This is a genomic window from Actinoplanes sandaracinus, assembly GCF_030009775.1.
In the GTDB taxonomy this organism is placed as follows: domain Bacteria; phylum Actinomycetota; class Actinomycetes; order Mycobacteriales; family Micromonosporaceae; genus Actinoplanes; species Actinoplanes sandaracinus.
In genome coordinates this window covers 110784-123628 of the sequence record NZ_JASCTH010000017.1, presented here as the reverse complement: position 1 = coordinate 123628, position 12845 = coordinate 110784, and the positions used below count along the sequence as shown (strand labels likewise).

The 12845-nt window shown below is 72.2% G+C and carries 11 protein-coding genes; 5 read left to right on the top strand and 6 right to left on the bottom strand.

Annotated elements, in window-relative coordinates:
* Positions 1–6 precede the first annotated feature (6 nt).
* Positions 7–426 (bottom strand): roadblock/LC7 domain-containing protein, encoded by a 420-nt coding sequence (locus QLQ12_RS25405; protein WP_282762958.1) that lies wholly within the window; start codon positions 424–426, stop codon positions 7–9.
* Positions 427–3198, bottom strand: a complete 2772-nt coding sequence (locus QLQ12_RS25400) for a nitrate- and nitrite sensing domain-containing protein (RefSeq protein WP_282762957.1) — start codon at positions 3196–3198, stop codon at positions 427–429. It abuts the gene before it with no gap.
* A gap of 332 nt (positions 3199–3530) precedes the next feature.
* Between QLQ12_RS25400 and QLQ12_RS25395 the strand changes: the two genes are divergently transcribed.
* Together QLQ12_RS25395 and QLQ12_RS25390 are read left to right on the top strand one after the other, a co-directional pair.
* Positions 3531–4187, top strand: coding sequence for a hypothetical protein (locus QLQ12_RS25395; protein ID WP_282762956.1), 657 nt, complete (start codon positions 3531–3533; stop codon positions 4185–4187).
* A 10-nt stretch (positions 4188–4197) separates the two neighbouring features.
* Positions 4198–5133, top strand: coding sequence for a hypothetical protein (locus QLQ12_RS25390; protein ID WP_282762955.1), 936 nt, complete (start codon positions 4198–4200; stop codon positions 5131–5133).
* A gap of 56 nt (positions 5134–5189) precedes the next feature.
* Here QLQ12_RS25390 and QLQ12_RS25385 read toward each other — a convergent pair whose 3' ends face one another.
* Both QLQ12_RS25385 and QLQ12_RS25380 read right to left on the bottom strand, forming a co-directional pair.
* On the bottom strand, positions 5190–5660 hold the full coding sequence (locus QLQ12_RS25385) for a hypothetical protein (RefSeq protein ID WP_282762954.1): 471 nt from the start codon (positions 5658–5660) through the stop codon (positions 5190–5192).
* Between the two features lie 187 nt (positions 5661–5847).
* A complete protein-coding gene (locus QLQ12_RS25380) occupies positions 5848–7872 on the bottom strand; it encodes a M48 family metallopeptidase (protein ID WP_282762953.1) in 2025 nt (674 codons plus the stop codon).
* A gap of 89 nt (positions 7873–7961) precedes the next feature.
* Between QLQ12_RS25380 and QLQ12_RS25375 the strand changes: the two genes are divergently transcribed.
* Positions 7962–9239 carry a cytochrome P450 gene (locus tag QLQ12_RS25375; protein ID WP_282762952.1) on the top strand — a complete coding sequence of 426 codons (1278 nt, stop codon included), beginning with the start codon at positions 7962–7964 and terminating at the stop codon, positions 9237–9239.
* Here the strand turns inward: QLQ12_RS25375 and QLQ12_RS25370 are convergent.
* Complete coding sequence (locus QLQ12_RS25370) at positions 9202–10605, bottom strand: family 20 glycosylhydrolase (RefSeq protein ID WP_282762951.1); 1404 nt, start codon at positions 10603–10605, stop codon at positions 9202–9204. The two genes, QLQ12_RS25375 and QLQ12_RS25370, sit on opposite strands and share 38 nt — an antisense overlap.
* Before the next feature lie 26 nt (positions 10606–10631).
* On the opposite strand from QLQ12_RS25370, the gene QLQ12_RS25365 reads away from it, so the two are divergent.
* Entirely contained in the window at positions 10632–11195 is a 564-nt protein-coding gene (locus QLQ12_RS25365) for a GNAT family N-acetyltransferase (protein WP_282762950.1), read from the top strand.
* Positions 11170–11676 carry a GNAT family N-acetyltransferase gene (locus QLQ12_RS25360; protein WP_282762949.1) on the top strand — a complete coding sequence of 169 codons (507 nt, stop codon included), beginning with the start codon at positions 11170–11172 and terminating at the stop codon, positions 11674–11676. Before QLQ12_RS25365 ends, QLQ12_RS25360 begins: the two co-directional genes overlap by 26 nt.
* Before the next feature lie 172 nt (positions 11677–11848).
* Here QLQ12_RS25360 and QLQ12_RS25355 read toward each other — a convergent pair whose 3' ends face one another.
* Positions 11849–12802, bottom strand: coding sequence for a helix-turn-helix transcriptional regulator (locus tag QLQ12_RS25355; protein WP_282762948.1), 954 nt, complete (start codon positions 12800–12802; stop codon positions 11849–11851).
* Positions 12803–12845: the final 43 nt, after the last annotated feature.

The window sequence follows — 12845 nt, the reverse complement described above, 5'->3', positions numbered from 1 at the left end:
GGCTGCTCAGAAGAGGTCGGACGGTGACAGCACCGACCGTTCGGGGGCGGCCATCGTCTGGCCGACCCGGGTGACCAGCATCGCCATCTCGTAGGCGATCAGGCCCAGATCGGCGTCGGCCGAGGCCAGCACGGCCAGGCACGCGCCCTGCCCGGCCGCGGTGACGAAGAGGAAGGCCTCCTCCATCTCCACCACCGTCTGGCGGACCGCACCGGCGTCGAAGTGCCGGCTCGCCCCCTTGGCCAGGCTCTGAAAACCGGCCGCCATCGCCGAGAGATGCTCCGCGTCCTCACGGTCCATCGCGGCCGAGGAGCCGAGCATCAGGCCGTCGGCCGAGAGAACCACCGCCTGCTGCGCGGTTGGCACGCGTTCGACGAGGTCGTCGAGGAGCCAGGTGAGATTCGCGCTCTGCTTCGTCGTTGCCACTTATGCGTCCTTCTCCAGCATGAGGTTCTCCCCGGGACCATCGGCGTGTTCGCCGTTCACGCCGGCCTCCGGCCCGGATGGTGCTTTCTGCCCGGTTGCCGCGGCGTGCACGGCAGACGGGAAACTGACGGTATCCGCATCGGAGGACGTCACACCGTCAGGCTCCACGGCGTGTCCGACGACGGAAGATCCGGAATCGGTGGACCCCTCGCGGGCCGCATCGGCGCGACCACGCCTGGTGCCCAGTTGCAGGGCGCTCATCAGGGAGCGCACCTTCTCCGGGCTGCGGACCGGTGCGGTGGACTCCACATCCACGACGGGCTGGCGCAGTTGCGGCGCCAGGTTGGCCTGCCGGACCCGGCGCGGCAGCCCGTCCTCGCCGACCTCCGGCTTCGGCGTCTCCACCAGCGGGGTCTCCACCAGTGGCGTCTCGGCGACCGGCTCAGCGACGGGCATGGGGGCGGCCGGGCCCGAGCCCCGCGGCACCGCCCGGGGCGCGACCGGCAACCCGGCGGCCAACTCGTCGAGCGTCGACAGGTCGACGGTCTTGTCCGCCTCGGCGGTGGCGCTGCCGTTCACGGCGGGCGGCGGCACGGCGGGCTTACGGACGCGCCGCCGCTGCACCAGGCCCTCCGCGCTCAACTCGGCCGCCACCACGCTCGGCGCCGGGCCGGTGAGTTCCGGAGCGGCCCGATGGTGGCCGTTGACCGGCGGGGTCCCGGCACCCGCGGGCGCCGGGGCGTCGTCCAGGACGGAACGCCGGCCGGTCGCGGTGACCTGCCGCAGCTCACCGCTGCCCGGCCACTGGAGGGCGGCGAGCGAGTTGCGGGCCGGGTCGTCGGCGCCGGAGCCGACCAACGGGCCGGTGAGGGCGCCGGACGGTCCCCTGCCCCCGGCGCCGGAGCTCATCAAGTCACCGGGGATCAGCACGACCGCGGTCACGCCGCCGTACGCGGACGCCCGCAGCGAGACCCGGATGTTGTGCCGGTTCGCGAGCTGGGCCACCACGAACAGGCCGAGCCGGGCACTGTCCGCCGGGTCGAAGTCGGGCGGCTCGACCAGGCGCCGGTTCGTCTCCTCGAGCGCCTCGGCCGTCATGCCCAGACCGCGGTCCTCGATCTCCACGGCGTAGCCGTTCGGCAGGACCTGACCGATCACCTGGACCCGGGTGTGCGGCGGGGAGAACGACGCGGCGTTCTCGATCAGCTCAGCGAGCAGGTGGATCACGTCACCGACGGAGCGGCCGACGAGGGCGGCGGTGGCGATCGTACGGATGTCGACCCGCTTGTAGTCCTCCACCTCGCTGATCGCGCCACGGACCACGTCGATCACCGGGACCGGGTTGCGCCAGCCACGGCCGGGCGCCGCACCGGCGAGGATGACCAGGTCCTCGGCATGCCGCCGCATCCGGGTGGCCAGGTGGTCGACCCGGTACAGGTCTTCCAGCTCCCGCGGGTCGGTCTCCCGGCGCTCCATCTTGTCCAACAGGGACAGTTGGCGGTGCAGCAGTGTCTGGCTGCGCCGGGCGATGTTGAGGAACACCTCGTTGATGCCGCGCCGGACGTTCGCCTCCTCGACCGCGGACCGCACGGCCGTACGCTGCACGTCGTTGAAGGCGTGCCCGAGCTGGCCGATCTCGTCCTTGCCGTACTCCAGCGGCGGCGTCTCCACGTCGACGTCGACCATCTCGCCGCGCTGGAGTCGCCGGACCACCGAGGGCAGCCGCTCGGACGCCAGTTCCAGCGCGTCGCGCCGCAGCCGGATCAGCCGGCCGACGATCGAGCGGCCGAGACGGATCGAGACGTAGACCGAGAGGCCCAGGGCGAGCATGCCCAGTACGGCGGCGAGGATCAGCCTGGCGATGATCTCGATGGCCAGCGGGGTGGCGTCCTCGGCCACCTCCTCCACCGTCCGTTCGGTGAACTTCCGCAGTTCCTGCGACACGTCGTTGTAGGCGGGCTGCCAGTCGATCCCGCTGACCGGCGGCGGCCCGCCCGCGTAGCTCTGCGCGAACAGCTTGTTCATGTGGATGTCGAGCTGCACGAAGTCCGGGTGGGTGATCAGCGCCGCGTAGTCGCCCTGCGACTCTTGCGGCATGTCCGCCACACCGGAGGCGAGCAGGTACCGCTGGATGCTGACGTACTCGATCAGGGTCCGGCGGGTCTCGGCGTCGATGCGGCCGTTGGCGTTCGCGCCGGCCAGCAGCGCGTCGATCCGGCTGAGGTATTCCAGGCCCTCGAAGGCGCTGATCAGGCCGCGGGTCTCCCGGTCCACCCGCTCGTGGAAGAAGACCGCCGCGGTCCGTGAGACCTCGAACGCGGCATCGATGATGCCGTCGTACTTCTGCACGATGTAGAAGTAGCTGATCTTGCGGTCGTCGACTTCCTGACGAATGGCGCCGAGCTTGTCCACCTCGGTGAACAGGTCGCCGACCCGCCTCATGACGTCGGCGTTGGCGTCCGCGTCGCCGGCGGCCCGGCTCAGCTCGGCGACCAGTTCGTCGGTCACGTCCCGTTCCCGGCTCAGCTCGGTCTTCGCCGGGCGGGTGGTGGCCTGGTAGATGGCCGAGTAGTGACGCTCCCGCTGAAGCTGGGAGATGAGCCGCATGCCGGGGTCGCCGAGCTTCGCCACCGCGTCCCGCGCGGAGAGCAGGTTGAGGGCCGGACCGGCGGTGACCGACGTCGCGAAGATCCAGAGCGCGAGCAGCGCGGTGAGAGGCACCGCCACCATCGCGATGATCTTCGAACGGATCGACCAGTTGCGGCTTCTCATCAAGCTCCGCCCGAGGGGTTCGGCAGGAAACGATCAGCGTGTCGCCTGTGACACCGGCCGAGACGAGGAGGACGACCGGCACGCCCGTGGCGTGCGCTCCGGAAGAATACGTAATGACGTCCGTCTCAGCTAGTTCCCGGAGCCGCCGGATCGCGGCCCTCTCTCCTGTTTGTCCAGTTAGATCGCTACGAGATCTTTTTGCGAGATCGTCGGGCTCACGACGGACCCGGCCGGGCGGCGCCGATGGCGACCTCGCCGAGTCTTGTCGGCCCGAGGGGGATTGGCGCCGGGTGCCGGATGGGCATACAGACGGTGGAAGAAGGAGGAACCTGATGTCCGCCACCCTCACCATCGTCCTGATCGTCGTCGTCCTTCTGTTAGTGGCCGCGGTCGTGTTCGGTGTCCAGGCCGCGCGCCGGCGCCGGCTGCGGCAGACCTTCGGCCCCGAGTACGACCGCGTCGTCGCCGACACCGGCAGCCGCGCCGAGGCGGAGAAGGAACTGCACGAGCGCACCAAGCGGCACTCGCAGCTCGAACTCAAGCCGCTCTCCGCGGAGTCCCGGGCCCGGTACTCCGCCGCCTGGGAAGAGGTCCAGATCCGCTTCGTGGACAACCCCGGTGAGGCGGTCTCGACCGCTGACGAGTTGGTCACCCGGCTGATCGCCGAACGGGGATATCCGACCGGTGGCTATGACGAGCAGCTGGCCGATCTGTCCGTCGAGCACGCCGCCACCCTGGAGCACTACCGCTCCGCCCACGACATCAGCCGGCGCAGCCGGGAGGGCCAGGCCGAGACCGAGGACCTGCGGCAGGCCCTGGTCCACTACCGCGCCCTCTTCGCCGACCTGCTCGGCGAGAACCCGGTCGCGCACCTCACCCCGGAGCCGCGGCGGGCCTCCGAGGACGCCGAGACCAGCACCGAGAGCAGCACCGAAACCTCCACCGACCCCGGCGTCGCCCGCTCCCGGCCCGACGCCACCAGCCGCTGAGGAGCCTGAGATGCGCTTCTTCTCCAACGAGGCCAAGGACACCGACGACCAGACCGGCGACCGCGGGCACACCCCGGCGGAGCCCACGGTGCCGCAGCAGCGGGCCGGATCGCCGTGGCAGCACGACACCGAGCCGGTGCCGCAGCCCACCGCGGTGGGGACATCCTCCGTGGACGACGCGGCCGCGGCCCGCGCGTCCGACGACCCGGAGCGGACCGACCGGCTGCCGGACACCGCGGATCGCACCGTGGCGTTCGACGACGGCGCGGCCCGCGACCGTGACCTGGACCGCGACCGTGACCCGGACGGCGTCCGTGATCGTGACAAGACCGACGAGGTGGCCTGGCCGATCACGGCCGACACCACCCCCGACGGTCCGACGGTCCCCGCCCAGGGCCGCACCGACGTGTACCGGGAGGACCGGACGGACAACGACGACGCGGTCGACACGGCGCTCGAGGACCGCGGCACCTTCGACGACCCGCACCTGACCCAGCCGATCCCCCCGCGTGCCGACGCGACCGACGTCCCCGCCGAGAAGACCGCGGCGGACAAGGCCGACGACGCGAAGGACCGCGCGGAGGCCGCCGAGGTGGAGGCCGCCGAGGCGAAGGAGCAGGCCGAGAAGGCGAAGGCCGAGCCGGAGCCCCTGATCGCCACGGCCGGCACGTCCACCGGCGCCGTCTCCGGCGCGTCGTCGTTCTTCCCGGCGGCCGACACCCAGCCGCTGCGGGACCGGTGGCGTGACGTTCAGCTGCGTTTCGTCGACGACCCGAAGGGCGCCACCACCGACGCCGCCGGGCTGGTGGACGAGGCCGTGGACAAGCTGGTCCAGGGTCTCCGGGAGCAGCGCGGCGCGCTGGCCAAGGGCACCGACGACACCGAGTCGCTGCGGGTCGAACTGCGCAGTTACCGCGACATCCTGGACCGGCTGCTCGGTCTCTGACCCGCCCCGGACGGGAAGACGACGAGGGGGAGCCGCGGCTCCCCCTCGATCGCGCCTTACGGGGTGAGCGCGGCCGACGGCGCGGGACTGCCCGAGAGCGACCCGGACGGGCTGGGATCGGCACTGGCCGAGGTGCTGGACTCCGTGGTCGGCGCCGGCGAGTAGCTTGTGGACGGTGCCGCGGACGGTGGCGCCGACGGCATCGCGGACGGCCTCGCCGACGGCGGCGGGCTCGGCGGCTCGGGCCGCACGGGCTTCGGGCGGGCGGTGCCCACGACATCCGGTTCCGCCGAGGTCGCCGAGCTCAGCGGGGAGTACGTGTACGTGGTCAGCGGCCGGTCGTCCGGCAGATCGCCCGCTCCGGCGCCACCGAAGTCCATGTCCACACCGGGGAACTGCTCATCGACCGGCGCGGGCCGCTGGCCGGGCGCGAGATTGACCGCGCCGAGCTGGGCGCCGAGCCACAGCGCCGGGCCGAGGCCGACCGCGAGAATGGCTCCGAAGAGCGCCAACGGCCCTCGTTCCATGACGGCCCCTTCCCCCGCTTCGCCCGACGATCGTCGCGCCTCACCCGGACCCCCTGCTACCCATTCCCGGTAGCGGTGAAGCTAACAATCGCTGTGGCTATTGTGACCCAAAGTGACGTGCCGGTTGCACATTCGTCGCACAGGCGACTGTGGTCACTTTCGGGTACGGAGACGATCACCAACGAGTTCATCGGGTGCCGGCCAGAAACGTCACCGCCTCGTCCCAAGCGGCCCAGCCGCCGGGCAGCTCATCGGTGTCGAGCGCCGGTTTCAGCGTGAGTTCCGCACCGCCGCGCATGCCGATCACCCAGCCTTTACGCCGACCGGGCAATGTGGTCAATCCCGCGACGTCGACGAACGGCACGAACCGCCCACCATCGGGAGACACCCCGTCAGCGGGGGCGTCCGCCGGATCCCGCGCGGGATCCGGCGGGACGTCCGGTGAGGGAGCCGGCGCCGGATCCGGAGAGGCCGCGGCGCCGCCGGCCGGCACCCCGTCCGCCGCGATCCTGGTCAGCCGTCGCTTCGACTCCGCCCCTCGACCACGCGGCAGTCCCGGCACGAGCAGCAGTCCCAGGTCGGTGATCAGCAGGTCGGTGCGCGCCCCGTCCGCGGACAGGTTCACCAGGCCGCCGAGCACCTGAGCCCGAGCCGAACCCGGCCGGGACGCCGCCGCCGCGAGATCCACCCCGGCCTCGGTCAGATAGGCCCGGACCGCCTCGGTGGTCTCCGGGTCGGCCGCCGCGGCGGCCAGTTCGGCGAGGTTGAGATAGGTCCCGTCGACGGCGACCACCTCGGCGGCGCCGGTCCAGCTGTGCCGCCAGCGAGCCACCCCGCTGCGCAGCGCGGCGAGGGCCAGCATCAGGCCGAGCAGTTCGACGATCCGGGCGGTGGCCTCCTCCGGCGGCGCGTCGGGGAAGACGCTTTCGGCGGCCGCCCGCAGCCGGCCGTCGGCGACCAGCGAGAGCAGCCGCCCGGCGTTCGGCACGGCGCTGCCGGCGGCCCGGGAGATCGCCGCCAACGCGGCTTCGGCCTCCCGCTCCATCTCCGACGTGCGTGCGACGCTGAGGCACTCGTCCCAGCTCACCACGGCCCGGCCGCGCGGCGGGAACGCCACGGCCTGCAACGCCTGCCCGAGCGCCGGCAGATCGGGAACCAACTCCGGTGGCGGGTCCGACGCGGTTCCCTCCGCCGGGCCGGTGTCCTCCTTCGCCGGGCCGGTGTCCTCCTTCGCCGGGCTGGTGTCCTCCTTCGCCGGGCCGGTGTCCTCGGCGGAAGCGGGCAGCGCCTGCACCGCGGCCACCCGCTCGGCCAGCGACGGATGCGTGTCCCAGGGCCCGGGCGGCTCCGGTTCCCGAGCCCGCAGCATGGTCATCTCGGTGGTCCGCGCCGCCAGCACCCGCAGCAGGCCACCGAACACGTCGTCCGGCATGTAGCCCGCCTGCCAGCCCGGCCCGACGTACTCGGCGTGGAACAGCCGCTGCATCCCGGCCAGCGCCGGAAGATCCCGCAGCGCCGCGGCGGTGGCCTCAGCGCCCGCGTGCGAGGCCGCGATTCGGTCCGCGGCGAGCTCCTGGGCACGGCTGAACGGCGCGTCCAGCCGCCGGTAGAACCTCGCGTACGCCCGTAGGACCGCCCCGGCCGGATTGCGCGGCGAGATCCGCGGCACCGTCCGCCCCACCGCGACCCGCCCGCGGTAGGCCAGTGGCGCCCACCGCCCCAGGCCGGTCGAGGAGTGTGCCAGCTCGTGTGCGACGACCGCTTTCAGTCTGTCCGGCTCCATCACCTGGAGTAGCGGAAGGCCCAGGTAGAGGTCGCGGCGGCCGCCGATCAGCCCGAGCAGGCGGGTACGTTCGCCGAGCGCCGCCGTCGCGTCGGCGACCACGGTCACCCCGTCCGGCACGGCCACGCCGGCGGCCGAGGCGGCCCCGTCGACCAGTTCCCAGAGCTTCGGCGCCTGGGCCCGGCCGACCGCCACCCCGGCGGGGATCCGGTGCCGGGTGTGCAGGGCGCGCCAGGTGGCGTACCCGAGGGTGCCGAAGGTGGCCAGGCTCAGCGGCGCCCCGGCCCGCAGCGCGAACCCACTGGGCAGCAGCCACAGCACCGCCCAGAGCGCGAGCAGCACCGCCGCGAGCTGCAGTCCGGCCACGACCAGGAATCCGGCCAGCCCGGCGGCCGACCGTGCCGCCGACGCTGGTGCACCCTTGCTCAAGCCGTACTCCTCCCCTGACCGGCCACCCACACTAGGCCCAAAACCGTGGGTAACCGTTTCGCACACGTACAGCGGGATATACGAACGGTATGGCTGACCACGATCAGACACTGGCCGTCGCCCTCAAGGGTTACGCCTGGCTGCCGGACTTGCGCCGCCGCGCGGGCGGCGGCGCGGTGCGCACCCGGGTGATGGGACAGCCGGCCGTCGGCATCTGCGGCCCGGCCGCGGCCCGGCTCTTCTACGGGACCGGCAATCTGGAGCGGCACACCGCCCTGCCCGCGCTGGTGGTGCACACCCTCTTCGGCCGCGGCGCGGTGCACACCCTGGACGGCGAGGCGCACCGGCACCGCAAGGCGCTCTTCACGTCGCTGCTCATGGGCGACGGCGTCGACCGGCTCGCCGAGCTGACGCGGCAGGAGTTCGACGAGGCGTCCGAGCAGTGGCGCGGGGGCCCGCCGGTGCGGCTGTTCGACGAGTCGGCGCGGATCATCGCGCGAGCGGTGGCGCGCTGGGTGGGCGTACCCCTGGAAAATCGTGAAATCAATGCCCTGGCCAGGGATTGCGTCGCCATGGTGGACGGGTTCGCGACGGTGGGCCCGCGCGCCGCGCGGGCGCTGGTGGCGCGGCGCGTTCAGGAGCGCCGGCTCTCCCGGATCATCGCGGGGGCACGGGCCAAGCCGCCGTCCCCGGCCCCCCTGTCGGTGATCGCGCACCACACCGACGAGGGTCGTCTGCTCGATCCGCGTGTCGCCGCCGTCGAGCTGCTGAACATCATCCGCCCGACGATCGCCGTGTCCTGGTTCGTCGCGTTCGCCGCCCACGCCATGGACATGTGGCCGCGCCATCAGGCCCGGCTGCGGGCCGGCGACGACGAGTACACCCTCGCGTTCACGCACGAGGTACGACGGTTCTACCCGTTCGCGCCGTTCCTCGGCGGGCGGGCGGTCCGTGACATGTTCTTCCAGGGTGAGCCGATCCCGGCCGGCACGCTGGTGCTGCTCGACGTCTACGGCCAGAACCACGATCCGGAGTTGTGGCCTGATCCGTACACGTTCGATCCGGAGCGGTTCCTCCGGGCGGAGATCGGCGAGTTCGACCTGATCCCGCAAGGTGGCGGCGATCCGCGCACCGGGCATCGCTGCCCCGGCGAGAAGATCACCGTCGCGCTGCTCGGCGCCCTGTCCCGGCGGCTCGCCGAACTGGACCACTACCTGCCGCCGCAGAACACCGGCATCGCCCTGTCCCGGATCCCGGCGCTGCCCCGGGACCGGATCCGCCTGGTCGTGCCGGAGTCCTCGGCGGTCTTGGCCGGGGTGGGCGCGGCGGTCAGTGCCAGTCGATCTCCGGTGAGCGGTGGAACCTGACGCCGGCCGCCTCCCAGCGCGGCCCGAACGCGGCCAGCCGCTCGCGGAACGACTGCCAGTCCCGGCTGCCCCGCGGCGACCAGGCCACCTCGGCGACGGCCGGGAGCCGGGGGAACGTCAGGTAGCGCACGTCGTCGACGCTGCGCAGGGTCTCCGACCAGAGCGGCGCCTCGACACCGATGATCGACTCCTCGCCGACGCCGGGCAGCCGCTCCGCCGGGTCCCAGTCGTAGGCCCGTTCGACGCTGAGGTGCCCGGCCCAGTCCAGGCCGAGCCGGGTCGCGGCGTCGTACTTCATGTCGAGGTAGGTGCGGTCGGCCGGAGAGACGATCACCCGACGGCCGGCCGCGGCGGCGCGGGCCACGGCGTCGTCGGCGGCTTCGATCCGCCAGTACTGCACGATCGCGTCGTCCGGCAGGTCGGCGGCGGCGATCTCGTGCCAGCCGATCACGCGCTTGCCGAACCGGCCCGGGATCGGCAGGACCCGTTCCAGGAAGGCGCGGTAGTCCTCCGGCGGCGTGGAGTGGCACTCGTCGCCGCCGATGTGCAGGTAGGGGCCGGGAGTCAGGTCGGCGACCGTCTTGAGGACGGCTTCGACGAAGGCGTACGTCTCCTCCTTGCCCGCGACCAGGGAGCTGTACCCGACCTCCGCGTCGGTGCGCGGCGCCACCGGCTGCCCGTCGGCGGTGAGTTCGGGGTAGGCGACGTGCACGGCGTTCACGTGGCCCGGCATGTCGATCTCCGGGACGATCGTGACGAACCGCTCGGCGGCGTAGGCGACGACGTCCGCGTACTCGGCGAGGGTCAGGAAGCCCGGTCCGGCCCCGTCCACCCCGGTGCCCGGTCCGGCGCCGATCTCGGTGAGCCGGGGCCAGCCGGGGATCTCCAGCCGCCAGCCCTGGTCGTCGGTGAGGTGCAGATGCAGGTGATTGATCTTGAAAGGCGCCAGCAGGTCGATGTGCGCCTTGATCTGGTCGGCGGTGAAGAAGTGCCGGGCCAGGTCGAGCATGGTGCTGCGGTAGGGGTAGCGCGGCTCGTCCTCGATGACCCCGCCGGGCAGCTCCGGGCCGAGTTGGAGCAGGGTCTGCACCCCCCAGAAGACACCCTGCGGCGACCCGCCCCGCAAGGTCACGGCCTCGGCGGTGATCTCCAGGCGGTAGGCCTCGGGGCCGAGGGAATCGTCCAGCGCCAGGCGGATCGCGCCGTCCGGGCCGGCCGGCAGGCCCAGGTGCGCGGCGACCGCGGCCAGCGTCGCCGGGGCGCTCACCGCCGTACCCGCATCGATCGTGAACGACGCGCCGGTGACCGGCCGCACCGACGCCGGTCGCGGGATAACATCGCCGAGTGTTCTCGTCCGCAAGCTCACTCTGAAGATTCTAAACAGTTTCCGCCATGACGATCACCACCCGTTACGCCACCTCCGGTGACGAGCCGGTCCTTCATGACCTGGCGAGGCGGACCTTCGGGCTCGCCTGCCCGCCCGGCACCGCGCAGGCCGACATCGACGCCTTCATCGGCACGCACCTGTCCGCGGACAGTTTCCGCCGATATCTGGCTGATTCCGGCCGGATCATCGTGATCGTGTCCGATGAGGATCAGCCCGTCGGTTACTCGATGCTGGTCCGCGGCCCGATCACCGACCCGGACGTGGCCGCCGTGGTGGACGCCGCGACCAGCGTCGAGTTGAGCAAGTTCTATCTGGCGGCCGACCGGCACGGCTCCGGCGCGGCGCCCGCCCTGATGACCGAGACCCTGAGAGCGGCCACCGGGACCGGCGCCGCGACCTGCTGGCTCGGCGTCAACCAGCGCAACGCGCGGGCCGCGAAGTTCTACGCCCGCCACGGTTTCGCGATCGTCGGGGTGAAACGGTTCCTGGTCGGCTCAGAGTGGCACGACGACCACATCCGGCAGCGCACCCTATCCTCGGCTGATGGCGTTGGCGCGGGCGGCTCGTGACGAGGACGTGGCGGCGATCGTCGACATCTGCACGCGAGGCTACCGGCGGACCTATCCGGCCCTGCTGAGCAGCGAGTTCATCGAGCGGATGCTCGCCGAGTTCTACACCGCCGAGCGGGTGGCCAAGGAGATCGCCGCGGCCCCGCCGAACTGGCTCGGCTATCAGGTCGTCGAGGAGGACGGCCGGGTGCTGGGCGCGGCCGGCGGCGGCCTCACCGCACCCGGAGTCGGCGAGTTGTTCGTGCTCTACCTGGACCCGGACGAACGCGGCCGAGGACTCGGCACCCTGCTGCTGGACCACATCACCGGGCAGCTCCGCGAGCTGGGCGCGACCGAGATGTGGGTGGCCGCGCTGGACGGCAACGAGCTGGGCATCCCGTTCTACGAGGCGCGCGGGTTCGGCAGGCGGGAACGCCGCCGGACGTACGGCTCCACCGAAGCCGACAACGCCTGGTCGTGGCGTTTCTCCCGGCCCATCTGACGGCACGCCGGGATCCCCGCGATCCCGGACGTCCGGACTCGGCACGGCGATCCACACAGGTCAGTGGAGATTTATATAAGCACTGGCTAAAACGTGACAGAGATTTGTCGGACCCAATGGCTAACTTCTCTTCTGCGGACCGGCGCCACGGGGGCGCCGGTCCGTCCAGAGCCTAGGCCGCATGGCGCACCAGGTTCTCCCCCGCGCGGCGGGCGCTCTCGCGCAGCTCAGTCGGGGATTCCACAGTGAAGGGCACCGCCAACACCCCGAGGATCATGACCGGCCAGCTCAGGTCGTCGACGCCCATCCGCAACCGGCACCGATCATCGGCCAACTCCTCCACCGAGCCCCAGTGGCCGACAACGGCGCGGACGGTCGCGGCGTCGGCTTCGAGCACGACCGAGACGTCGTACCGGTTCGGGATGGTCGCCAGGCGCGAGCGCAGCCACTCCACCGGGTCGCCGCCGGGCAGGTCGCGCGGGCGGAAACGGGCTCCGGTGGCCGCCGGGGCGGTCAGCCGGTCCACCCGGAAGTTGCGCCAGTCACCCCGGTCCAGGTCCCAGGCCACCAGGTACCACCGCCGGCCCAGCGAGACCAGCCGGTGCGGCTCGACGTGACGGCGCATCGACTCGCCGTCGCGCGGCGTGTAGTCGAACCGCAGCCGCTCCTCGCCCCGGCAGGCCATCGCCACCGTGGTCAGGGTCAGCGCGTCGAGCACCGGCCCACCGCCGAACACGCCCGGGGCGGTGACCGCCTGCAGCGCGTCGATGCGGCGCCGGAGCCGGGGCGGCAGCAACTGGATCACCTTCGCGAGGGCACGCACCGACGTCTCCTCGAAACCGGCGACCGCGCCGGCCGCGGCGCTGCGCAGGCCGACCGCGATGGCGACCGCCTCCTCGTCGTCGAGCAGCAGGGGCGGCATCGCCGCGCCGGCCCGCAGTTGATAGCCGCCCGCGACGCCGCGGGACGCGTCCACCGGATAGCCCAGTTCCCGCAACCGGTCGACGTCGCGGCGCAGGGTGCGGGGGCTGACCTCGAGACGGTCGGACAGCTCGGAGCCGGGCCAGTAGCGATGGGTCTGCAGCAGTGACAGGAGCCGCAGCATCCGTGCACTCGTATTCGCCATGACACCAGACTCCATCGGATTGCGGTCAGAAAGTGGCCGCTAC

Bases quoted from the DNA above. Each gene is read 5' to 3' on its own strand.
- QLQ12_RS25400 (WP_282762957.1), bottom strand. From the start codon at position 3,198: ATGAGAAGCCGCAACTGGTCGATCCGTTCGAAGATCATCGCGATGGTG.
- QLQ12_RS25385 (WP_282762954.1), bottom strand. From the start codon at position 5,660: ATGGAACGAGGGCCGTTGGCGCTCTTCGGAGCCATTCTCGCGGTCGGC.
- QLQ12_RS25375 (WP_282762952.1), top strand. From the start codon at position 7,962: ATGGCTGACCACGATCAGACACTGGCCGTCGCCCTCAAGGGTTACGCC.
- QLQ12_RS25360 (WP_282762949.1), top strand. From the start codon at position 11,170: ATGGCGTTGGCGCGGGCGGCTCGTGACGAGGACGTGGCGGCGATCGTC.
- QLQ12_RS25355 (WP_282762948.1), bottom strand. From the start codon at position 12,802: ATGGCGAATACGAGTGCACGGATGCTGCGGCTCCTGTCACTGCTGCAG.
- QLQ12_RS25390 (WP_282762955.1), top strand. From the start codon at position 4,198: ATGCGCTTCTTCTCCAACGAGGCCAAGGACACCGACGACCAGACCGGC.
- QLQ12_RS25395 (WP_282762956.1), top strand. From the start codon at position 3,531: ATGTCCGCCACCCTCACCATCGTCCTGATCGTCGTCGTCCTTCTGTTA.
- QLQ12_RS25365 (WP_282762950.1), top strand. From the start codon at position 10,632: ATGACGATCACCACCCGTTACGCCACCTCCGGTGACGAGCCGGTCCTT.